We start from the raw sequence: 20795 nt of genomic DNA on the forward strand, positions 1-20795 counted from the left end.
CATGGAACAATTTCACGGAACCACGATCGTCAGCGTCCGTCGCAAGACCGCTGGCGGCGACCAGGTGGCCATCGGCGGTGACGGTCAGGTCACCCTCGGCAACATCGTCATCAAGGGCAGCGCGCGCAAGGTTCGCCGGCTCTATCACGGCAAGGTGCTCGCCGGATTCGCCGGTGCAACCGCCGACGCATTCACCCTCTTCGAGCGCTTCGAGGCCAAGCTGGAGAAGCACCAGGGGCATCTGGCCCGCGCCGCCATCGAGCTCACCAAGGATTGGCGTACCGATCGCGTGCTGCGGCGGCTCGAAGCGATGCTGGCGGTGGCCGATGCGACCACCTCGCTGATCATCACCGGCAACGGCGACGTGCTGGAGCCCGAGAACGGAATCATCGCGATCGGCTCTGGCGGCGCATACGCGCAGGCGGCCGCCAAGGCGTTGCTCGACAGCACGGAGCTGACGGCGGAGCAGATCGTCCGCAAGTCGCTCGAGATTGCCGGCGAGCTCTGCATCTACACCAACATGCACCACACCATCGAGAGCCTGTGAGACCTCACATGTCCATGACGCCCCAGGAAATCGTCTCCGAACTCGACAACCACATCGTCGGCCAGCCCGAGGCGAAGCGCGCCGTGGCGATCGCCCTGCGCAACCGCTGGCGCCGCCAGCAGGTCGAGGAAAAGCTCCGCGCCGAGATCACACCCAAGAACATCCTCATGATCGGCCCGACGGGCGTCGGCAAGACCGAGATCGCGCGCCGCCTCGCCCGCCTGGCCGATGCGCCATTCATCAAGGTAGAGGCGACCAAGTTCACCGAAGTCGGCTATGTCGGCAAGGACGTCGATTCGATCGTCCGGGACCTCGCCGAAATCGCGGTCAAGCAGACGCGCGAGACGGAAAGCGCCAAGGTCCGCATGCGGGCCGAGGACGGCGCGGAAGAGCGCATCCTCGACGTGCTCCTGCCACCCGCTCGCCTGGCGGACGGCAGCAGCACCTCTGACACCGGCAACGCCACCCGGCAAGCCTTCCGCAAGAAGCTCCGCCAGCACGAACTGGACGACAAGGAAATCGAGATCGAGCTTGCCGACACCAAGATGCCGCTCGAGATCATGGGTCCGGCCGGAATGGAGGAAATGACCGAGCAGCTTCGCGGCATGTTCGGCCAACTCGGCGGTGGCAAGCGCAAGACACGCAAGCTCAAGATCTCCGAGGCGATGCGCCTCCTGATCGAGGAGGAAGCGACCAAGCTGGTCAATGAGGACGAGATCCGCAGTCAGGCCATCCACAACGCGGAGCAGAACGGCATCGTCTTCATCGACGAGATCGACAAGGTCGCTGCGCGGTCCGAAGGGCAGGGCGCCGACGTGTCGCGCCAGGGCGTGCAGCGCGACCTGCTGCCGCTGGTCGAAGGCACGACCGTGAGCACCAAGTACGGCGTGGTGCGCACCGATCACATCCTCTTCATCGCGAGCGGCGCTTTCCATCTCAGCAAGCCGAGCGACCTGATCCCCGAGCTGCAGGGCCGTTTTCCCATCCGGGTCGAACTGCAATCGCTCTCGGTGTCGGATTTCGAAAGCATCCTCACGCAGACGCAGGCATCGCTCGTCAAGCAGTACCAGGCGCTGCTGGCGACCGAGGGCGTCACGCTCGAGTTCACGCCCGACGGCATCACGCGTCTCGCGAGCATTGCGTACGACGTGAACGAGCGCACCGAGAACATTGGCGCCCGTCGCCTCTCGACCGTCATGGAGCGCCTGCTCGACGAGGTGAGTTTCGATGCCACCCGTCTGGACGGCCAATCGGTGCGTATCGACGCCGCTTATGTGGACGCGCGGCTTTCGGCACTAAGTCACGACGAAGATCTGTCTCGATTCATTCTCTGATTCCGGGCTGTGTAACCAAGGCTTCACGCAACACATTCATTGCGTGAGCTAAGTACTTCATTTGCAACGGAATTCGGTTTTTGGCGGTTGCAAAAACATCGCTAAGTCGTTGATTCCATTACAAAAAATTCCAGCGACCTCCCGTTGCGCTGTAGACGTTTCCTGCTACAGTGCAAAAAAGTGCAGTTAAGTGGGAAAAAGTGTCGAGAACTGCCGCAGATTAGGCTGTGGCAGCTCTCCCCAACGGGGTTTTCAGGTCGTGTTTCAAGGCGCTTCATCGCTCAGTCTCGATGCCAAGGGGCGGCTCTCAGTGCCGACCCGGCACCGTGACGTCCTGAGCGCGACCGCCGGCGGCCAACTCACGATCACCAAGCACCCCCACGGCTGCCTCATGGTGTTTCCCCGCCCCGAGTGGGAGAAATTTCGCGAACGCATCGCCGCGCTGCCCATGTCGGCCCAATGGTGGAAGCGCGTCTTCCTCGGCAATGCAATGGACGTCGAGATGGACGGCACCGGTCGCGTGCTCGTGTCGCCCGAATTGCGCGAAGCCGCCGGCATCAGCCGCGATGCCCTGCTCCTCGGCATGGGCAACCACTTCGAGCTCTGGGACAAGGCGACCTACGATGCCAAGGAGGCCGAGGCCACCCAAGGCCAGATGCCGGACGTATTCCAGGACTTTTCGTTCTGAGGCGCGAAGTGGACGAGGCATGGACTCACACAACCGTCATGTTGAAGGAAGCGGTGGATGCCCTCTTCCTCGACGGTCCGGACGCGCCTGCGCCTGCGGGCACCTATGTGGATGCCACCTTCGGCCGCGGCGGCCACAGCCGCGCGATCCTTTCGAGGTTGCGGCCGGAGGGCCGCCTCATCGCGTTCGACAAGGACGCGGAAGCGGTGGCCGAAGCAGCGCGCATCCAGGATGCGCGTTTTTCCATCCGTCACCAGGGATTCAAGGACCTGGGAGAGCTGCCGCCGGCCAGTGTGTCAGGCGTGCTGCTGGATCTCGGAATCAGCTCTCCCCAGATCGACAACCCCGCCCGGGGTTTTTCTTTTCGTTTCGACGGCCCGCTCGACATGCGCATGGACACCACGCGCGGCGAGAGCGTGGCCGAGTGGCTGGCAACAGCCGACCAGCAGCAGATTGCGGAGGTGATTCGTGACTATGGCGAAGAACGGTTTGCTGTTCAGATTGCAAAGGCGATTGTTGCTCGCCGACAAGAACGGGGCCCAATTTCAACCACCACCGAGCTGGCCCAGCTCGTGGCTGGCACGGTCAAAACCCGCGAGCCGGGCCAGAACCCTGCAACGCGCACATTTCAGGCTCTTCGGATTTTCATCAACGCCGAGCTTGAAGAGCTGCAACAGGCGCTAGAGGCGAGCCTCGTCGTGCTCAAGCCCCAGGGTCGGCTCGCGGTGATCAGCTTCCATTCGCTGGAAGACCGCATCGTGAAGCAGTTCATCGCCAAGCACTCGCGCGAGGTCTACGACCGTCGCGCGCCGTTTGCTGCGCCGAAGGCGATGAAACTGAAGTCCCTGGGCCGGGTGAAGCCGTCGCAAGCCGAAGTGGATGGCAATCCGCGCGCACGCAGCGCGATTCTCCGCGTGGCCGAGCGCACCGCAGACGGGAGCTGAGCATGGCCCGCCTGAACCTGCTCCTCCTGATCGCCGTACTGTGCTCGGCGATGTACCTCGTGCACACCCAGTACATGTCGCGCCAGCTCTTCACCGAGCTGCACCGGGTGGAGCTCGAAGCGCGCCGCCTCGAACTCGATCAGGACCGCCTGCAGGTCGAAAAGCGTGCTCAGGCCACGCCCTTGCGCATCGAGAAGCTCGCGAAGGAGCAGCTCAAGATGCGGACGACCACGCCCGCGATCACGCAGTACGTGCGCCAGGACGGCACCGTGATCCCGGCCGTCGCCGCGCCCGCGCCGTCTACCACGACGCCTGCCCCGCGCCCCGGCGCCTCGCGAGGAGCCCACTGAGATGGCCCGCCAAAGCGTCCAGTACACGACGAGCCCCTTGCTCGCGAGCAAGACCCCGGTCTGGCGCAGCAAGTTCATCGTCGCGGGCATCGCGCTTGGCTTCATCGTGCTCGCCGCCCGCGCCGCCTACGTGCAGGTGATCGACAACGCCTTCTTCCAGCGCCAGGGCGAGGTGCGCTTCACCCGTACGCTCGAGCTGCCGGCGAATCGGGGCCGCATCCTCGATCGCAACGGTTTGCTCCTCGCCCAGAGCGTGGTCGCGCCGAGCATCTGGGCCATCCCCGAGGACATCGAGCGCGACGACCCCGAGGTCAAGGCCAAGCTGCGCCAAGTTGCCAAGCTGCTCGGCATGCCGCAGAAGGACTTCGACAAGAAGCTCGAGGACGAGGACAAGACCTTCGTCTGGGTCAAGCGTCAGGTCGACGAGCCAATCGCGAAGGAAATCGCGGCACTCAACATCAAGGGCATCTACCAGCGCAAGGAATACAAGCGCCAGTACCCCGAAGGCGAATCGGCGGCGCACGTGGTGGGCTTCACCAACGTCGAGGACAACGGCCAGGAAGGCATCGAGCTCGCCTTCAACAAGGAGCTGGCGGGCAAGCCCGGCTCGCGCCGCGTCATCAAGGACCGCCTCGGCCGCGTGGTCGAGGGCGTGGGCGAGCAGGTGCCGCCGATGGAAGGCAAGGACATCCAGCTCAGCATCGACAGCAAGGTCCAGTTCTTCGCCTACCAGAAGCTGCGCGACGCAGTGACCTTCCACAAGGCCAAGGCCGGCAGCGTGGTGGTGCTCGACTCGATCACCGGCGAAGTGCTCGCGCTGGCCAACTACCCGAGCTACGTGCCCGACAAGCGGCAGAACCTCACCGGCGAGCAGCTGCGCAACCGCGCGCTGACCGACGTCTTCGAGCCCGGCTCGACGATGAAGCCGATCACGGTGGCCACCGCGCTCGAGGCGGGGCGCATCAAGCCGCAGACCATCATCGAAACCTCGCCGGGGCGCTACAGCCTCGGCGGTTTCACGATCAGCGATACCCACAACTACGGCTCGCTCACGGTCGAAGGCGTGATCCAGAAGTCGAGCAACATCGGCGCACTGAAGATCTCGCAGAAGATGACGCCCCACGAGATGTGGGACAGCTACACCGCACTCGGCTATGGCCAGAAGCCGCAGATCCAGTTCCCCGGTGCGGTCACTGGCCGCCTGCGCCCGTGGAAGTCGTGGAAGCCGGTCGAGCAGGCCACGATGGCCTACGGCTACGGCCTATCGGCGTCGCTGTTCCAGATGGCGCATTCGTACACGGCCTTCGCGCACGACGGCGACGTGATCCCGGCGACCATCCTCAAGAGCCCGGACTCGGCCGTCGGCGTGAAGGTGTTCTCGCCGCAGACCGCCGCGTCGGTTCGCAAGATGCTGCAGATGGCGGCTGGCCCCGGCGGCACCGGTCCGCTCGCGCAGACCATCGGCTATTCGGTGGGCGGCAAGTCCGGCACGGCGCACAAGCAGGTTGGCAAGGGCTACGCGAGCAAGCAGTACCGCTCGTGGTTCACCGGCCTGGCCCCGATCGAGAAGCCGCGGATCATCGTGGCGGTCATGATCGACGAGCCGAGCAACGGCCAGTATTTCGGCGGCATCGTGGCTGCCCCGGTCTTCAGCGAAGTCGTTCAACAAACGCTGCGCATGATGAACGTGGCGCCCGACCTCGCGGTCAAACCCCTGGTGATCACCAAGGGTGTGGAAGAGAGCTTCTGATGGCGACGACGATGCTTCGCACTCCAGAAGAGGCCGCGCGCTGGCTGCGGACGCGCGTGCACGGGACGTTGCACGCGGACAGCCGATCGATCGGTGCCGGCGACGGCTTCATCGCGTGGCCCGGCGCGGCCACCGATGGCCGGCGCTTCGTGAAGGCCGCGCTGGCACAGGGCGCGGTCGCCTGCCTGATCGAGGCCGAAGGCAGCGAGGCTTTCGGATTCGAAGGCGATGCGATTGCGGTCTATCCGGGGCTCAAGGCCGCAACGGGGCCGATTGCTGCCGCCTACTACGAGAACCCGTCCGAACAGCTCGGCGTGGTCGCGGTCACCGGCACCAACGGCAAGACCTCTACTGCCTGGTGGCTTGCGCAGGCACTGTCGCGCGCCGGGCGTCCACCCTGCGCCGTCGTCGGCACGCTGGGTGTTGGCGTTCCGCCCGAGCTGACCTATACGGGGCTGACGACGCCCGATCCGGTGCTGCTTCAGCGTGAACTGCGCGGATTTGCCGATCGTGGCTTCGGCGCGTGTGCGATCGAGGCATCGAGCATCGGCATCGTCGAGCGCCGCCTCGACGGCACGCGGATCGCGGTCGCGGTGTTCACCAATTTCACGCAGGACCATCTGGACTACCACGGCAGCATGGACGCCTACTGGCAGGCCAAGGCTGAGCTGTTCCGGTGGCCCGGCTTGCGTGCGGCGGTGGTCAACATCGATGACGTGCATGGCGCCGCATTGGTCGGCAACCTGATCGAAACCGGTGTCGGCGCGCTCGACGTCTGGACCGTGTCGGCCGGCGGTGCGCCCGCACGCCTCGTGGCCGAGGACATTGGCTATGACACCGAAGGCCTCGGCTTCACCGTCGTGGAACAGGGCGTGCCGCCGGTGCGGTTGTCGACGCAGCTGATCGGCCAGTACAACGTCTCGAACCTGCTTGGCGTGATCGGCGCACTGCGTGCGGTCGGCCTCTCGCTCGACGAAGCGGTGGCCGCGTGCACCGCGCTCGACAGTGTCCCCGGGCGCATGGAACGGTTGAGCGTGCCGGGCCACCCGCTCGCAGTGGTCGACTATGCGCACACGCCCGATGCACTCGACAAGGCCCTCGCGGGGCTGCATCCGCTCGTCCACCAGCGCGGCGGCAAGTTGTGGTGCGTGTTCGGCTGCGGCGGGGACCGCGATTCCGCCAAGCGTCCGATGATGGCCGCCGTCGCCGAAAAGCAGGCCGACCGTGTCGTCGTCACCAGCGACAACCCGCGCAGCGAGAAGCCTGCCGCGATCATCAGCCAGATCCTGCTGGGGCTGGCGAGTCCCGAGGCCGCGCAGGTCGAGCCCGATCGCGCCAAGGCCATTGCCGAGACGCTGGCGCAGGCCCGGCCGGAAGACGTGGTGCTGATCGCAGGCAAGGGCCATGAGGCGTGGCAGGAAATCGCCGGAGAGCGCATCGCGTTCTCCGACCGCGCACACGCCATCGATGCACTCACCCTCAGGAGCGGCGCATGACCGACGCCAACGCCCTGACGCCCATGATGACGCTCGCACAGGCGCACGCCTGGGTTGCGGGCTCGCGTCTTGTGGGTGACCCCGCGACGCCGATCCTGCGCGTCCACACCGATACGCGCACGCTCGCCGCCGGCGATCTGTTCGTTGCGCTGAAGGGTGAACGCTTCGATGCGAACCAGTTCCTCGCCGATGCGAAGGCGAGCGGCGCTGTCGCGGCCATCGCGCACGGCGGGCTCGAGGCCGCGGGCCTTTCCGGGCTCGAAGTGCCGGACACGCTCGTCGCGCTCGGCGCGCTGGCGGCCGGCTGGCGCGGCCAGTTCGACCTGCCGCTGATCGCCGTTACCGGCAGCAACGGCAAGACGACGGTGACGCAGATGATCGCTTCGGTCCTGCGTGTTGCCAGTGGCGAGGGTGCGCTCGCGACCGCCGGCAACTTCAACAACGAGATCGGCGTGCCGCTGACCTTGCTGCGACTTCAGGCGCGGCATCAGCGCGCGGTGGTCGAGCTCGGCATGAACCATCCGGGCGAGATCGCACGGCTCGGTGCGATCTCGAAGCCGACCATCGCGCTGGTCAACAACGCGCAGCGCGAGCACCAGGAATTCATGGCCACGGTGGAGGCGGTCGCGCGCGAAAACGCTTCCGTCTTCGCTTCGCTGCCCGATGGTGGCACGGCGGTGTTCCCCTATGGCGACGAGTTCACGCCGCTGTGGCAGGCGATTGCGCGCGAAGGCGCGGTGCGGCGCACGTTGACCTTCGGCGCGCATCCCGACGCCGACATCGCCCTCGTGTCGGCCGAGTGGCAGCGCGGCGCGTGGCAGTTCGAAGCGCGCACGCCGGTGGGCGAAGTGCGCTGCACGCTGCGCATCGCGGGCCGGCACAACGTGATCAATGCGCTTGCCGCCATCGCATGCTCACTGGCCAGCGGCGTTTCGCCTGAAAAGATCGGCGAAGGCCTGGCGGCTTTCGAACCGGTCAAGGGCCGCTCCAAGGCTGCCGAAGTCCAGCTGGCCGATGGCCGCACGATCACACTCATCGACGACACCTACAACGCCAACCCCGATTCGATGCGCGCCGCAATCGACGTGCTCGCGAGCCTGCCGGGCCCGCGCGTGCTGGTCATCGGCGACATGGGCGAGGTCGGCGACCAGGGTCCTCAATTTCATTCCGAAGTCGGCGCCTGGGCGCGCGAGCGCGGTATCGAGACCGTGTTCGCACTCGGCAACGAGAGCGTGCACAGCGTCTCGGCCTATGGCGCTCACGCCAATGGCGAAGCCCGGCATTTCGGAGACATCGATTCGCTCAACGCTGCCGTGCTCGCGCAATTGCCGGGTGCCGCCAGCGTGCTGGTGAAGGGTTCGCGCTTCATGAAGATGGAGCGCGTGGTGCAGGCCGTCATCGCCTCGGTGCCACAACAACAAGACAGGGAGGCCGGTCATGCTGCATGAACCGCGCGCGTTCACATCATGCTGATGACACTTGCCCAATGGCTGCAGGCGACGTCGCCGGAATTCGGTTTCCTGCGCGTGTTTCAGTACCTCACCTTCCGCGCCATGATGGCCGCGCTGACCGCGCTGCTGCTTGGCCTCGCCGCGGGTCCGTACGTCATCCGGCGCCTCACCGCGCTGAAGATCGGCCAGCCGGTGCGCGGCTATGCGATGGAGACGCACCTCACCAAGAGCGGCACGCCCACCATGGGCGGCGTGCTCGTGCTGTTCTCGATCGCGCTTGCAACGCTGCTCTGGTTCGATCTCTCGAATCGCTTCGTGTGGATCGTGCTCTGGGTCACGCTCGGCTTCGGCGCGATCGGCTGGGTCGATGACTGGCGCAAGGTCGTCAACAAGGACCCGGAAGGCATGCGCTCGCGCGAGAAGTACTTCTGGCAGTCGGTGGTGGGGCTTGTTGCGGGCTTCTATCTGCTCTTCAGCATTTCGGAGAGCTCCAACTGGCGCGTGCTCGAACTGTTCTTCTCGTGGGTTCGCTCGGGTTTCGACCTCGACTTCCCGCCGAAGATCAACCTGCTGGTCCCCTTCTTCAAGGAAGTGAGCTATCCGCTCGGCGGCATCGGCTTCGTGATCCTGACCTACCTGGTGATCGTCGGTGCGAGCAACGCGGTGAACCTCACCGACGGCCTCGACGGGCTCGCGATCATGCCGGTGGTGATGGTCGGGTCTTCGCTCGGTGTGTTCGCCTACGTCACCGGCAGCGCGGTGTATTCGCGCTACCTGCTGTTCCCGCACATTCCCGGCTCGGGCGAACTGCTGGTGTTCTGCTCGGCCATGGCGGGTGCGGGGCTCGCGTTCCTGTGGTTCAACACGCATCCGGCGCAAGTCTTCATGGGCGACGTGGGCGCGCTCGCGCTTGGCGGCGCACTCGGCACCATCGCCGTGATCGTGCGGCAGGAGATCGTGTTCTTCGTGATGGGCGGCATCTTCGTGGTCGAGGCGATCTCGGTGATGGCGCAGGTCACCTACTTCAAATACACCAAGAAGCGCTTCGGCGAAGGGCGGCGCGTGCTCAAGATGGCGCCGCTGCATCACCACTTCGAGAAGAGCGGCTGGCGCGAGACGCAGGTCGTCGTGCGCTTCTGGATCATCACGATGCTTTTGTGCCTCGTGGGTCTTTCCACCTTGAAGCTGCGGTAAGACGACGATGCTGCATCTCAAGGACCTCCACGTTCTGATCCTCGGCCTCGGTGCGTCCGGGCTGGCAATGGCGCGCTGGTGCGTGCGCCAGGGTGCGATCGTCACCGTGGCCGACACGCGCGAAGCGCCGCCGCAACTGGCGACGCTGCGTGAGGAGCTTCCCGGTGCGAGTTTCGTGGGCGGCTCGTTCACTGCATCGCTGATCGAAGGCTCGCCGGTGCGCGCGGTGTACCGCTCCCCCGGGCTTTCGCCCGCCACCGTCGCGGTGGTGGTCGATGCGGCACGCGCAGTTGGGTTACCGGTCGGCGGCGAGCTGGATCTGTTTGCGCAGGCGCTGGCCGATCTGCGGACGATGGAAGTGAACGAGGAAGTCGAAGCGCCTGAAGCTGCTGACGCGGCCGAGGTGGAGCCGGCGCCGCCATCGCAGACATCCGAAGACGCGGCAGGTTCGGAAGCGAACGAGCCCGAGGCCGCCGCCGAATCCGCGCCCCAGCTTCCGGACGATGACGATGACTCGTTCACGCCGGTGCCTGAAGTCATCGCGCCGCCGCCCAAGCCCAAGGGCTACACGCCAGCCGTGCTCGCGATCACCGGCACCAACGGCAAGACGACCGTGACTTCGCTCACGGGGCAACTCGTCGAGCGCGCCGGCAAGACGGTCGCCGTGGCGGGCAACATCGGTCCGACGCTGCTCGATACGCTCTCGGCGCGCATGGACGCCGGCACGCTGCCCGATGTCTGGGTGCTGGAGCTGTCCAGCTTCCAGCTCGACGGCGTGCAGGGCTTCGAGCCGACCGCCGCCACGGTGCTCAACATCACGCAGGACCACCTCGACTGGCATGGCGACATGGCCGCCTATGCCGCCGCCAAGGCACGCATCTTCGGCAAGCAAGGCGCGATGGTGCTCAATCGCGACGACGAGGCCGTGATGGCCATGCGTCCGGCACCGGTCAAGCTGGCCAAGGGGCAGGCGCCGCGTACGGTGGTCACCTTCGGCTCGGGCATGCCGAAGCGCCCGGGCGACTACGGCATCGAGCGCCTGCACGGCATGGCATGGCTGGTCCGCGCGCTCGAAGCCGACGAGACGCAGAAGCGCAAGCGCGGCGCGCCGGTTGAAGAGGAAGAGATCCACATCCAGCGCCTGATGCCCGCCGATGCGCTGCGCATCCGTGGACGGCACAACGCGCTCAATGCGCTCGCCGCGTTGGCGCTTGCGACGGCGGCGGGCTGCCAGCTCGCGCCGATGCTCTACGGCTTGCGCGAGTACCAGGGTGAGCCGCACCGCGTCGAGCCGGTTGCGATCATCAACAGCGTCGAGTATTTCGACGACAGCAAGGGCACCAATGTCGGCGCGACCGTCGCCGCGTTGATCGGCCTTGGCGAAGACCGCCGCGTGGTCGTGATCCTCGGTGGCGATGGCAAGGGACAGGATTTCGCGCCGCTCGCTGCTCCAGTGCACCAGTACGCGCGCGCCGTGGTGCTGATCGGCCGCGATGCGCCGCAGATCGAAGCGGCGCTCGAAGCCACCGGCGTCTCGATGCAGAAGGCTGGGTCGCTGCCTGAAGCAGTCAAGCTCGCGTCGGAGCGTGCGCAACCGGGCGATGCAGTGCTCCTGTCGCCGGCCTGCGCGAGCTTCGACATGTTCAAGGACTACGCGCACCGCGCGGCCGTGTTCTGCGAGACGGTCCAGGATCTCGCGGCCGAAGGAGGGCTGGCATGAGCGCCGCCCGGCCGCCCGAAGGCGCTCGCACCGCAGTGCGAAGCACGGAGGTTTCCGAATGAGCGCAGTCCCCGCGTCGTCCGGAAAGACCAGCCGCTTCGCCGGCTGGTTCAGCCGCGCCAAGAGCAGCATCGACGCGTTGCCTATCCATCTGCCGGTACGTCTCGGCAGCGCTGGCATGACGCAGACCAAAGCCGCGCCGGTGCGGGTACTGGGCTTCGACCAGGCGCTGGTCTGGGTCACGGTTGCACTGCTGGCCTGGGGGCTGGTCATGGTCTATTCGGCCTCGATCGCGATGCCGGACAACCCGCGCTTCGCACGCGCCGGCTACAGCGCGACCTTCTTCCTCACGCGGCATGCCGCTTCGCTCGCCATCGCGTTCGTCGGCGGCATGCTGGCCTTCCAGGTGCCGATGCGGACCTGGGAGCGCGCCGCGCCGTGGCTCTTCGTCTTGTCGTTGCTGCTGCTGGTCGTGGTGCTGATCCCGCACATCGGCATCAACGTCAATGGTGCACGTCGGTGGTTGCCGATGGGCTTCATGCGCTTCCAGCCGTCGGAGCTGGCCAAGTTCGCGATGATCCTCTACGCGGCCAGCTACATGGTCCGCAAGATGGAGATCAAGGAGCGCTTCTTCCGCGCAGTGCTGCCGATGGGCGTCGCTGTGGTCGTGGTCGGCATGCTTGTGATGGCCGAGCCTGACATGGGCGCCTTCATGGTGATCGCCGTGATCGCGATGGGCATCCTCTTCCTCGGCGGCGTGAATGCACGGATGTTCTTCGTGATCGCTGCGCTGGTGGTGGTGGCCTTCGGCACCATCGTCGCGACCAGCCCGTGGCGGCGCGAGCGGATCTTCGCGTACCTCGATCCGTGGAGCGAAGAGCACGCGCTCGGCAAGGGCTATCAGCTTTCGCACTCGCTGATCGCGATCGGCCGCGGCGAGGTCTTCGGCGTCGGCCTTGGCGGCAGTGTCGAGAAGCTGCACTGGCTGCCCGAGGCACACACCGACTTCCTGATGGCGGTGATCGGTGAAGAGTTCGGCCTCGTGGGCGTGCTGATGGCGATCGGCCTCTTCCTCTGGCTCACGCGACGGATCATGCACATCGGCCGACAGGCGATCGCGCTCGACCGCGTGTTCTCCGGCCTCGTGGCGCAGGGCGTGGGCATCTGGATCGGCTTCCAGGCCTTCATCAACATGGGCGTGAACCTTGGCGCGCTGCCGACCAAGGGGCTCACGCTGCCGCTGATGAGCTTCGGCGGCTCGGCCATCTTGATGAACGTGATCGCGCTCGCGGTGGTGCTGCGGATCGACTATGAGAACCGCGTCCTCATGAGAGGGGGACGTGTATGAGCGCAGCGCTGGGCCGCCCCGAGCAAGCTCGCACCCCCTCGGGGGGCAGCGAGGACATGCAATGCCGAGCGTGGGGGCTTGTATGACCAGGACGGCACTTGTCATGGCGGGCGGCACGGGCGGTCATATCTTCCCGGGCCTCGCCGTGGCCGAGGCATTGCGCGATCGCGGCTGGCGCGTGCACTGGCTGGGCGCGCCCGGCAGCATGGAGCAACAGCTCGTCCCGCCGCGCGGCTTCGCCTTCGAGCCGGTGCAGTTCGGTGGCGTGCGTGGCAAGGGGCCGCTCACGTTGGCCCTGCTGCCGATGCGGCTGCTGCGCGCCTTCTGGCAGAGCCTTGGCGTGGTGCGGCGCGTCAAGCCCGATGTGGTGGTCGGCCTTGGGGGCTACATCACCTTTCCTGGCGGGATGATGAGCGTGCTGGTCGGCAAGCCGCTGGTGCTGCACGAGCAGAACTCGGTCGCCGGCATGGCCAACAAGATCCTCGCCGGCGTGGCGGACCGTGTGTTCACCGCGTTCCCGAACGTGCTCAAGAAGGCGCAATGGGTCGGCAATCCGTTGCGTGCGGCATTCACGTCGCAAGGCGAGCCGTCCACGCGCTTCGCCGGCCGTACCGGTCCGCTCAAGCTGCTGGTCGTCGGCGGTAGCCTGGGCGCGAAGGCGCTCAACGCGGTGGTGCCGAAGGCGCTCGCGATGATCGCGCCCGCCCAACGTCCGAGCGTCACGCACCAGAGCGGCGCCAAACAGATCGACGAGCTTCGCGCCAACTACGCCCAGGCGGGCGTCGAGGGCGAACTCACCCCATTCATCGACGACACCGCTCGTGCCTACGCCGACGCCGACCTCATCGTCGCGCGCGCTGGCGCGAGCACCGTCACCGAAATCGCGGCCGTCGGCGCAGCAGCGCTGTTCGTGCCTTTCCCTTCCGCTGTGGACGACCACCAGACCACCAATGCGCGCTTCCTCGTCGACGCGGGTGGTGGCTGGCTCGTCCAGCAAACTGAACTGACACCTGAATTGCTGGCTGACCTGCTACAGAAAACAGGGCGCGATGCGCTCCTGGACCGGGCCCTGAAGGCCCGGACGATGCGAAAAACCGAGGCGGTGGACGCCGTGGTCCGCGCCTGCGAGGAACTCGCCGAACCCCGTGGAGGGCGCTCATGAAACACGCGATCCATCACATTCACTTCGTGGGCGTCGGCGGCTCAGGCATGAGCGGCATCGCCGAGGTCCTGCTCAATCTGGGCTACAAGATTTCCGGCTCCGACCTCGCCGACAGCGCGACGTTGCGGCGGCTCGCCGGCCTCGGCATCACGACCTTCGTGGGTCATGACGCGGCGCACATCGCGGGCGCGGATGCGGTCGTCACCTCGACCGCGGTGAACGCCGAGAACCCCGAAGTGGTCGCGGCGCGCGAGAAGCGCATCCCCGTGGTGCCGCGCGCGCTGATGCTGGCCGAACTGATGCGGCTCAAGCAGGGCATCGCGATCGCCGGTACGCACGGCAAGACGACCACGACGAGCCTCGTCGCGAGCGTGCTCGCGGCCGCGGGGCTCGACCCAACCTTCGTGATCGGTGGCCGGCTCAACAGCGCGGGCGCAAACGCGCAGCTCGGCAGCGGCGACTACATCGTGGTCGAGGCCGATGAATCGGACGCCTCGTTCCTCAACCTGCTGCCGATCATGGCGGTGGTCACGAACATCGATGCCGACCACATGGAGACCTACGGGCATGACTTCGCGAAGCTGAAGAAGGCTTTCGTCGACTTCCTGCACCGCATGCCCTTCTATGGCGTCGCGATCCTCTGCACCGACGACCCGGCGGTTCGCCAGATCGTGACCGAGGTGTCATGCCCCGTTACCAGCTACGGCTTCGACGAAGGCGCGCAGGTGCGTGCGGTCAACGTCCGCGCGGTGGGTGCGCAGATGCACTTCACGGCGCAGCGGCGCAACGGCGTGACGTTGCCCGACCTCGACATCGTGCTGAACCTGCCCGGTGAGCACAACGTGCGCAACGCGCTCTCGGTGATCGCGGTGGCGGTGGAGCTCAACATCCCCGACGAAGCCGTGCAGCGCGGTCTCGCCGACTTCAAGGGTGTGGGCCGGCGCTTCCAGCGCTATGGCGAAGTCGCGGCGCAAGGCGATGCGTCCGGCAGCTTCACGCTGATCGACGACTACGGCCATCACCCGGTCGAAATGGCCGCGACCATCGCCGCTGCGCGCGGTGCGTTCCCTGGTCGCCGGCTGGTGCTGGCCTTCCAGCCGCACCGCTTTACCCGCACGCGCGACTGCTTCGAAGACTTCGTCAAGGTCATTGGCCAGGCCGATGCGGTGCTGCTCGGCGAGGTCTATGCCGCCGGCGAGGCGCCCATCGTGGCGGCGGACGGCCGCTCGCTTGCGCGTGCGCTGCGCGTCGCGGGCAAGGTCGAGCCGGTATTCGTCGACGAGATCGCGGCGATGCCGCAGGCGATTCTCGACAACGCGCGTGCTGGCGATGTGGTGATCTGCATGGGCGCGGGCTCGATCGGCGGGGTGCCCGCCAAGGTCGTTGAAATTGGAACGCGCGAAGGGAGTGCGCAGTGAGCGTGATCGATCCCAAGTCTTTCGGCAAGGTTGCCGTGCTGTTCGGTGGCAAGTCGGCCGAACGCGAAATCTCCATCATGTCCGGCACCGGCGTGCTGGCAGCGCTGCAGTCGAGCGGCGTCGATGCGCGCCCGTTCGATCCGGCAGAGCGCGATCTGGCCGAGCTTCGGCGCGAGGGCTTCCAGCGCTGCTTCGTCGCGCTGCATGGCCGCCATGGCGAAGACGGCACGGTACAGGGCGCACTGGAACTTCTCGGCATCCCCTACACCGGCTCGGGCGTGATGGCCTCCAGCGTGGCGATGGACAAGGTCATGACCAAGCGCATCTGGCAGGCCGACGGGCTGCCGACGCCGCACTATGTGCGCCTTGCCTTCGATCAGCAAAGCCGTGAGCAGATCAACGCGGTGCCAGACGTGCTCGGCCTGCCGCTGATCGTGAAGCCACCGCGCGAGGGTTCGTCCATCGGTGTGAGCAAGGTCGAGGGCTATTCGCAGATGCAGGACGCGGTGGCGCTGGCGGTGCGCTACGACGCCGACGTCCTCTGCGAGGAATTCATCGAAGGCGAGGAAGTCACCTGCGCTGTGCTCGGCAGCGGGCTCGATGCGGTGGCACTGCCGGTGGTGCGCATCGCCGCGCCCGAAGGTGCCTACGACTACCAGAACAAGTACTTCACCGACGACGTGAAGTACCACTGCCCGAGCGGCCTGCCGCCCGCGGAAGAGGCCGAGATCCGCCGCATCACGCTTGCGGCCTACCACCAGCTCGGCTGCCGTGGATGGGGCCGTGCCGACCTGATGATCCGCGCGAGCGATCGCAAGCCCTTTCTGCTGGAGATGAACACGTCGCCGGGCATGACCAGCCATTCGCTGGTGCCCATGTCGGCTCGCGCGGCCGGCATCGCTTACGAAGAACTCTGCCTGCGGGTGCTCGCTTCGGCGACGCTCGATTCGGGCCATACACGCATGGAAGAGTGATATGGCCGCTACCGCCCCGGTGCCCTTCGACGTCAAGCTCATGAACGTGACCGCGACCCTGGTGTTCGCGCTGTTCGCGCTCATGATGCTGGCCGCGGGCGCCTGGTGGGTGCTGCGTCAGCCCTTCTTCCCGCTCGCCGGCATCAAGATCGACGGCGAGGTCACGCACAACAACGCGGTGACGCTGCGCGCCAACGTGGCGCCGCAACTCGCGGGCAACTTCTTCACGATCGATCTCGCGCGTGCGCGTACGGCCTTCGAGTCGGTGCCATGGGTGCGTAAGGCCGTGGTCCGCCGCGAATTCCCGAACAAGCTGCGCGTCACGCTGACCGAACACCAGCCGGTCGCGCACTGGGGCGACGACGCGGGCTCGCGCCTCATCAATGGCTTCGGTGAGGTCTTCGATGCCAACGTGGCCGAGGTCGACGACAACCTGCCGCGCCTTGACGGCCCGGTCGACCAGGCGGGGCAGGTGCTCGGGATGTACCGGGTGCTGGCGCCGCTGTTCAAGCCCTACGACCTGGCGATCGACGAACTGTCGCTGTCGAGCCGCGGGAGTTGGCGCGCGACGCTCGACAGCGGCGCGGTGCTCGAACTCGGGCGCGGCCGGGGTGAAGAAGTGGTGGTGCGTACGCAGCGATTCCTGCGCACGGTCACGCCGGTGGCGAGCCAGTACGGGCGAACGGTGGCCTCGGTCGAGGGCGCCGATCTTCGGCACAACGAAGGCTATGCGTTGCGCTTGCGCGGCGTGACGACGGTCGTGCCCGATCAGCCGAAGAAAAAGTAAGCACAAGAGAAAGCGAATAGAGGAAGCTTCATGTCCAAAGACTACAAAGATCTCGTTGTCGGCCTCGACATCGGCACCGCCAAGGTGATGGCAGTGGTTGCCGAAGTGCTGCCCAACGGCGAGCTCAAGCTGGCGGGATTGGGCATCTCGCCAAGCAACGGACTCAAGCGCGGCGTGGTGGTGAACATCGACGCAACAGTGCAGAGCATCCAGCAGGCGCTCAAGGAAGCCGAGCTGATGGCCGACTGCAAGATCAGCCGCGTCTACACGGGCATCACCGGCAGCCACATTCGCGGCATCAATTCGAGCGGCATGGTGGCGGTGAAGGACAAGGAAGTCACGCCCGCCGACGTCGCCCGCGTGGTCGAGACGGCGCGCGCAATCAATATCTCCAGCGATCAGCGCCTCCTGCTCGTGGAGCCGCAGGAGTTCGTGATCGACGGCCAGGATGTCAAGGAACCGATCGGCATGAGCGGCATGCGGCTCGAAGCCAAGGTGCACATCGTGACCGGCGCACAGAGCGCGGCCGAGAACATCATCAAGTGCGTGCGACGCTGCGGCCTCGAAGTCGACCAGCTCATGCTCAATCCGCTGGCGTCGAGCCAGGCGGTGCTGACCGAGGACGAGCGCGAACTCGGCGTGGTGCTGGTCGATATCGGCGCGGGCACGACCGATGTGGCGATCTTCACCAACGGCGCGATTCGCCACACGGCAGTGATTCCGATCGCGGGCGATCTCATCACCAGCGACATCGCGATGGCGCTGCGCACGCCGACCAAGGACGCCGAGGACATCAAGGTCGAGAACGGCTACGCCAAGCAGCTGCTGGCCGATCCGGAAACGCAGGTCGAAGTGCCGGGCCTCGGCGATCGCGGCCCGCGCCTCTTGAGCAAGCAGGCGCTCGCAGGCGTGATCGAGCCGCGCATCGAAGAGATCTTCTCGCTGGTGCAGCAGGTGATCCGCGAGTCGGGCTACGAGGAAGTGCTTTCGTCCGGCGTGGTGCTCACCGGCGGCAGTGCGGTGATGCCGGGCATGGTGGAACTCGGCGAGGACATCTTCCTGAAGCCGGTGCGCCGCGGCATTCCTAAATATTCGAGTGCCCTGTCCGATATGGTGGCGCAGCCGCGGGCCGCGACCGTGATGGGCCTGCTCGAGGAAGCGCGCTATGCGCGCTTGCGTGGCTTCAAGGTCGCACAAAAGAATGGTTCCGTGAAGACAGCCTTCGGCCGCTTCAAGGATTTCATCGTGGGGAACTTCTGATGAACAACTCCCCACTTTGGCTGGCGCGCGCGGGTCCGCCGCGGCATTTCAACGAGCGATGGCGAAGAACCGGACCACCGCGCTGAAGAAGACGTCAACGGTTCCAACAACAAATTCATTCACAAACATGGCAACTGCATATTCAAGGAGTCAGAACATGGCAATCGAAATGATCGAGATCGAGGAGTTCAACCAGGGAACCCAGATCAAGGTGATCGGCGTCGGGGGCGGCGGTGGCAACGCGGTCGCGCACATGATCGATCGTGGCGTGCAAGGTGTTCAGTTCATCTCCGCTAACACTGACGCGCAGGCGCTTTCGCGCAGCAACGCGCACAAGACCATCCAGCTCGGCACCAACGGGCTGGGCGCGGGCAGCAAGCCCGAGAAGGGGCGTGATGCCGCCGAAGCCGCTGTGGACGACATTCGCGAAGCCATCAGCGGCGCGCACATGCTGTTCATCACGGCCGGCATGGGCGGCGGCACCGGCACCGGCGCCGCACCGGTGATCGCGCGCGTCGCCAAGGAAATGGGCATCCTCACCGTGGGCGTGGTGACCAAGCCGTTCGACTGGGAAGGCGGCCGTCGCATGACGAACGCCGAGACCGGGTTGAACGAACTCGAAGCCAACGTCGATTCGCTGATCGTGGTGCTCAACGAGAAGCTGCTCGACGTGCTCGGTGAAGATGTCACTCAGGAAGAGGCCTTCGGGCACGCCAACGACGTGTTGAAGAACGCGGTCGGCGGCATCTCGGAAATCATCAATGAGTACGGCGGCGTGAACGTCGACTTCGAAGACGTTCGCACCGTGATGGGCGAGCCCGGCAAGGCCATGATGGGCACGGCCGCCGCCAGCGGCCCGGATCGCGCCCGCATCGCTGCAGAACAGGCCGTGGCCTGCCCGCTGCTCGAAGGCATCGACCTTTCGGGCGCCAAGGGTGTTCTGGTGCTGGTGACCGCATCGAAGGCTTCCCTGAAGCTGAGCGAATCGAAGCTCGCGATGAACACCATCCGCGCCTACGCATCTCCGGACGCACACGTGATCTACGGTGCGGCCTACGACGAAAACCTCGGCGACGAGATGCGCGTGACCGTGGTCGCGACCGGCCTCTCGCGCCAGGACGCACGCCGCCAGGCACCGACGCTCGAAGTGATCCGCACCGGCACCGACAACATCCCGTTCACCGTTCCGACGCTCGGCGCCGGCGTCGGCCATGCCGCCGCCCAGCCGAACTACGACGGCATGGCAGTGCCCAGCGTGTGGCGTACCAACCGGACGATGGCCGCCGCCAAGGTGGACGCGCTGTCGTCGGGCGGCATGGACGATTTCGAGATCCCCGCCTTCCTGCGCCGCCAGGCAGACTGATGGGGGCGCGGTGGAAGCTATCGGGGACATAGCGAGGCGGGCGGTACGCCGGACGCCTCGCGCTTCTAAAATCGCGCCCGTGCTTCCACAACGTACCCTCAAATCGATCACCCGTGCCGTGGGCGTGGGGCTCCACAGCGGCCAGCGCGTGGAGCTCACGCTGCGTCCGGCGCCGGTGAATCACGGCATCGTGTTCCGCCGGGTGGATCTGCCCGAGCCGGTCGCGATCCCCATGACCGCCGAAGCGGTCACTGACACGCGCCTCGCATCGACCGTTTCTTCCGGCGGTGCGAAGGTGCAGACCGTCGAACATCTGATGTCGGCATGCGCCGGCCTCGGCATCGACAACCTCCTGATCGACATCACGGCGGACGAAGTGCCGATCCTCGACGGGTCGGCGTCGTCGTTCGTCTTCCTGCTGCAAAGCGCCGGCATCGAGCTGCAGAACGCGCCGCGCCGCTTCATCCGCGTGACGCGGCCTGTCGAAGTGCGCGAAGGGCAGGGCGCCGACGAGAAGTGGGCGCGCCTCGAGCCGTACCACGGCTTCAAGCTCAGCTTCGAGATCGACTTCGACCACCGGGTGGTCAATTCGACCGGTCAGCGGTTCGAGTTCGACCTCGGTAGCGGCTCCTACAGCCAGGACATAGCGCGCGCACGCACTTTCGGCTTCACCAAGGAAGTCGAGTACATGCGCTCGAAGGGCCTGGCCCTCGGCGGCGGTCTCGACAACGCGATCGTCATGGACGACACCAAGGTGCTCAATGCCGGCGGCCTGCGCTATGACGACGAGTTCGTCAAGCACAAGATCCTCGACGCCATGGGCGACCTCTACGTCATCGGCCAGCCGCTGCTGGCTGCGTACAGTGCGTTCCGTTCGGGGCATGCGCTCAACAACAAGCTGCTGCGCGAGCTGCTCTCGCACCAGGACGCGCACGAGATCGTGACCTTCGACGACGAGCGCCGCGCACCGGCCGGCTTCGCCGAAGTGGCGCGCGCCTGGTAACGCCAA

Annotated in this window: 18 protein-coding genes; all 18 read left to right on the plus strand. The window is 66.1% G+C overall.

All coding sequences use genetic code 11. The features are described 5' to 3' along the window. The first annotated feature begins 1 nt into the window (after position 1). Positions 2 to 547 (plus strand): ATP-dependent protease subunit HslV, encoded by a 546-nt coding sequence (hslV, locus tag FHW64_RS07270; RefSeq protein ID WP_184524589.1) that lies wholly within the window; start codon positions 2 to 4, stop codon positions 545 to 547. A gap of 8 nt (positions 548 to 555) precedes the next feature. Further along, positions 556 to 1881 carry an ATP-dependent protease ATPase subunit HslU gene (gene hslU, locus FHW64_RS07275; RefSeq protein ID WP_184524591.1) on the plus strand — a complete coding sequence of 442 codons (1326 nt, stop codon included), beginning with the start codon at positions 556 to 558 and terminating at the stop codon, positions 1879 to 1881. 259 nt (positions 1882 to 2140) lie between these two features. Further along, positions 2141 to 2569 carry a division/cell wall cluster transcriptional repressor MraZ gene (gene mraZ / locus FHW64_RS07280; RefSeq protein ID WP_184524594.1) on the plus strand — a complete coding sequence of 143 codons (429 nt, stop codon included), beginning with the start codon at positions 2141 to 2143 and terminating at the stop codon, positions 2567 to 2569. Between the two features lie 8 nt (positions 2570 to 2577). Beyond that, positions 2578 to 3513 (plus strand): 16S rRNA (cytosine(1402)-N(4))-methyltransferase RsmH, encoded by a 936-nt coding sequence (rsmH, locus tag FHW64_RS07285; protein ID WP_184524596.1) that lies wholly within the window; start codon positions 2578 to 2580, stop codon positions 3511 to 3513. A gap of 2 nt (positions 3514 to 3515) precedes the next feature. Continuing rightward, the gene (ftsL, locus tag FHW64_RS07290; RefSeq protein WP_184524598.1) at positions 3516 to 3863 is read left to right on the plus strand and encodes a cell division protein FtsL; all 348 of its coding nucleotides are present in this window, start codon (positions 3516 to 3518) and stop codon (positions 3861 to 3863) included. A gap of 1 nt (position 3864) precedes the next feature. Continuing rightward, entirely contained in the window at positions 3865 to 5613 is a 1749-nt protein-coding gene (locus FHW64_RS07295; protein ID WP_184524600.1) for a penicillin-binding protein 2, read from the plus strand. An 11-nt stretch (positions 5614 to 5624) separates the two neighbouring features. Beyond that, on the plus strand, positions 5625 to 7109 hold the full coding sequence (locus FHW64_RS07300) for a UDP-N-acetylmuramoyl-L-alanyl-D-glutamate--2,6-diaminopimelate ligase (RefSeq protein WP_260303710.1): 1485 nt from the start codon (positions 5625 to 5627) through the stop codon (positions 7107 to 7109). Then, complete coding sequence (gene murF / locus FHW64_RS07305) at positions 7106 to 8557, plus strand: UDP-N-acetylmuramoyl-tripeptide--D-alanyl-D-alanine ligase (RefSeq protein WP_184524604.1); 1452 nt, start codon at positions 7106 to 7108, stop codon at positions 8555 to 8557. Before FHW64_RS07300 ends, murF begins: the two co-directional genes overlap by 4 nt. An 18-nt stretch (positions 8558 to 8575) precedes the next feature. Continuing rightward, positions 8576 to 9754: a phospho-N-acetylmuramoyl-pentapeptide-transferase gene (gene mraY / locus FHW64_RS07310; protein ID WP_184524606.1), complete on the plus strand. Its 1179-nt coding sequence runs from the start codon at positions 8576 to 8578 to the stop codon at positions 9752 to 9754. A 7-nt stretch (positions 9755 to 9761) separates the two neighbouring features. Next, positions 9762 to 11474, plus strand: coding sequence for a UDP-N-acetylmuramoyl-L-alanine--D-glutamate ligase (gene murD, locus FHW64_RS07315; RefSeq protein ID WP_184524608.1), 1713 nt, complete (start codon positions 9762 to 9764; stop codon positions 11472 to 11474). A 58-nt stretch (positions 11475 to 11532) separates the two neighbouring features. Continuing rightward, positions 11533 to 12822: a putative lipid II flippase FtsW gene (gene ftsW / locus FHW64_RS07320; protein ID WP_184524610.1), complete on the plus strand. Its 1290-nt coding sequence runs from the start codon at positions 11533 to 11535 to the stop codon at positions 12820 to 12822. Positions 12823 to 12883: 61 nt separating this feature from the next. Continuing rightward, a complete protein-coding gene (gene murG / locus FHW64_RS07325) occupies positions 12884 to 13984 on the plus strand; it encodes an undecaprenyldiphospho-muramoylpentapeptide beta-N-acetylglucosaminyltransferase (RefSeq protein ID WP_409350604.1) in 1101 nt (366 codons plus the stop codon). Next, a complete protein-coding gene (gene murC / locus FHW64_RS07330) occupies positions 13981 to 15402 on the plus strand; it encodes a UDP-N-acetylmuramate--L-alanine ligase (RefSeq protein ID WP_184524612.1) in 1422 nt (473 codons plus the stop codon). The genes murG and murC overlap by 4 nt, the downstream gene beginning before the upstream one ends. Further along, positions 15399 to 16376 (plus strand): D-alanine--D-alanine ligase, encoded by a 978-nt coding sequence (locus FHW64_RS07335; protein ID WP_184524613.1) that lies wholly within the window; start codon positions 15399 to 15401, stop codon positions 16374 to 16376. The genes murC and FHW64_RS07335 overlap by 4 nt, the downstream gene beginning before the upstream one ends. Position 16377: 1 nt before the next feature. After that, positions 16378 to 17163 carry a cell division protein FtsQ/DivIB gene (locus tag FHW64_RS07340; protein WP_184524614.1) on the plus strand — a complete coding sequence of 262 codons (786 nt, stop codon included), beginning with the start codon at positions 16378 to 16380 and terminating at the stop codon, positions 17161 to 17163. 30 nt (positions 17164 to 17193) lie between these two features. After that, positions 17194 to 18423: a cell division protein FtsA gene (gene ftsA, locus FHW64_RS07345; RefSeq protein ID WP_184524615.1), complete on the plus strand. Its 1230-nt coding sequence runs from the start codon at positions 17194 to 17196 to the stop codon at positions 18421 to 18423. A gap of 157 nt (positions 18424 to 18580) precedes the next feature. Beyond that, complete coding sequence (gene ftsZ, locus FHW64_RS07350) at positions 18581 to 19786, plus strand: cell division protein FtsZ (RefSeq protein WP_184524616.1); 1206 nt, start codon at positions 18581 to 18583, stop codon at positions 19784 to 19786. Between the two features lie 79 nt (positions 19787 to 19865). Continuing rightward, positions 19866 to 20789 (plus strand): UDP-3-O-acyl-N-acetylglucosamine deacetylase, encoded by a 924-nt coding sequence (gene lpxC, locus FHW64_RS07355; protein WP_184524618.1) that lies wholly within the window; start codon positions 19866 to 19868, stop codon positions 20787 to 20789. The last annotated feature ends 6 nt before the right edge of the window (positions 20790 to 20795 follow it).

Origin of the sequence: Variovorax sp. Sphag1AA (assembly GCF_014192575.1) — a bacterium.
Taxonomy (GTDB): domain Bacteria; phylum Pseudomonadota; class Gammaproteobacteria; order Burkholderiales; family Burkholderiaceae_C; genus Variovorax.

Bases quoted from the DNA above. Each gene is read 5' to 3' on its own strand.
- hslV (WP_184524589.1), top strand. From the start codon at position 2: ATGGAACAATTTCACGGAACCACGATCGTCAGCGTCCGTCGCAAGACC.
- hslU (WP_184524591.1), top strand. From the start codon at position 556: ATGTCCATGACGCCCCAGGAAATCGTCTCCGAACTCGACAACCACATC.
- ftsL (WP_184524598.1), top strand. From the start codon at position 3,516: ATGGCCCGCCTGAACCTGCTCCTCCTGATCGCCGTACTGTGCTCGGCG.
- FHW64_RS07295 (WP_184524600.1), top strand. From the start codon at position 3,865: ATGGCCCGCCAAAGCGTCCAGTACACGACGAGCCCCTTGCTCGCGAGC.
- FHW64_RS07300 (WP_260303710.1), top strand. From the start codon at position 5,625: ATGCTTCGCACTCCAGAAGAGGCCGCGCGCTGGCTGCGGACGCGCGTG.
- murF (WP_184524604.1), top strand. From the start codon at position 7,106: ATGACCGACGCCAACGCCCTGACGCCCATGATGACGCTCGCACAGGCG.
- mraY (WP_184524606.1), top strand. From the start codon at position 8,576: ATGCTGATGACACTTGCCCAATGGCTGCAGGCGACGTCGCCGGAATTC.
- murD (WP_184524608.1), top strand. From the start codon at position 9,762: ATGCTGCATCTCAAGGACCTCCACGTTCTGATCCTCGGCCTCGGTGCG.
- ftsW (WP_184524610.1), top strand. From the start codon at position 11,533: ATGAGCGCAGTCCCCGCGTCGTCCGGAAAGACCAGCCGCTTCGCCGGC.
- murG (WP_409350604.1), top strand. From the start codon at position 12,884: ATGCCGAGCGTGGGGGCTTGTATGACCAGGACGGCACTTGTCATGGCG.
- murC (WP_184524612.1), top strand. From the start codon at position 13,981: ATGAAACACGCGATCCATCACATTCACTTCGTGGGCGTCGGCGGCTCA.
- FHW64_RS07340 (WP_184524614.1), top strand. From the start codon at position 16,378: ATGGCCGCTACCGCCCCGGTGCCCTTCGACGTCAAGCTCATGAACGTG.
- ftsA (WP_184524615.1), top strand. From the start codon at position 17,194: ATGTCCAAAGACTACAAAGATCTCGTTGTCGGCCTCGACATCGGCACC.
- ftsZ (WP_184524616.1), top strand. From the start codon at position 18,581: ATGGCAATCGAAATGATCGAGATCGAGGAGTTCAACCAGGGAACCCAG.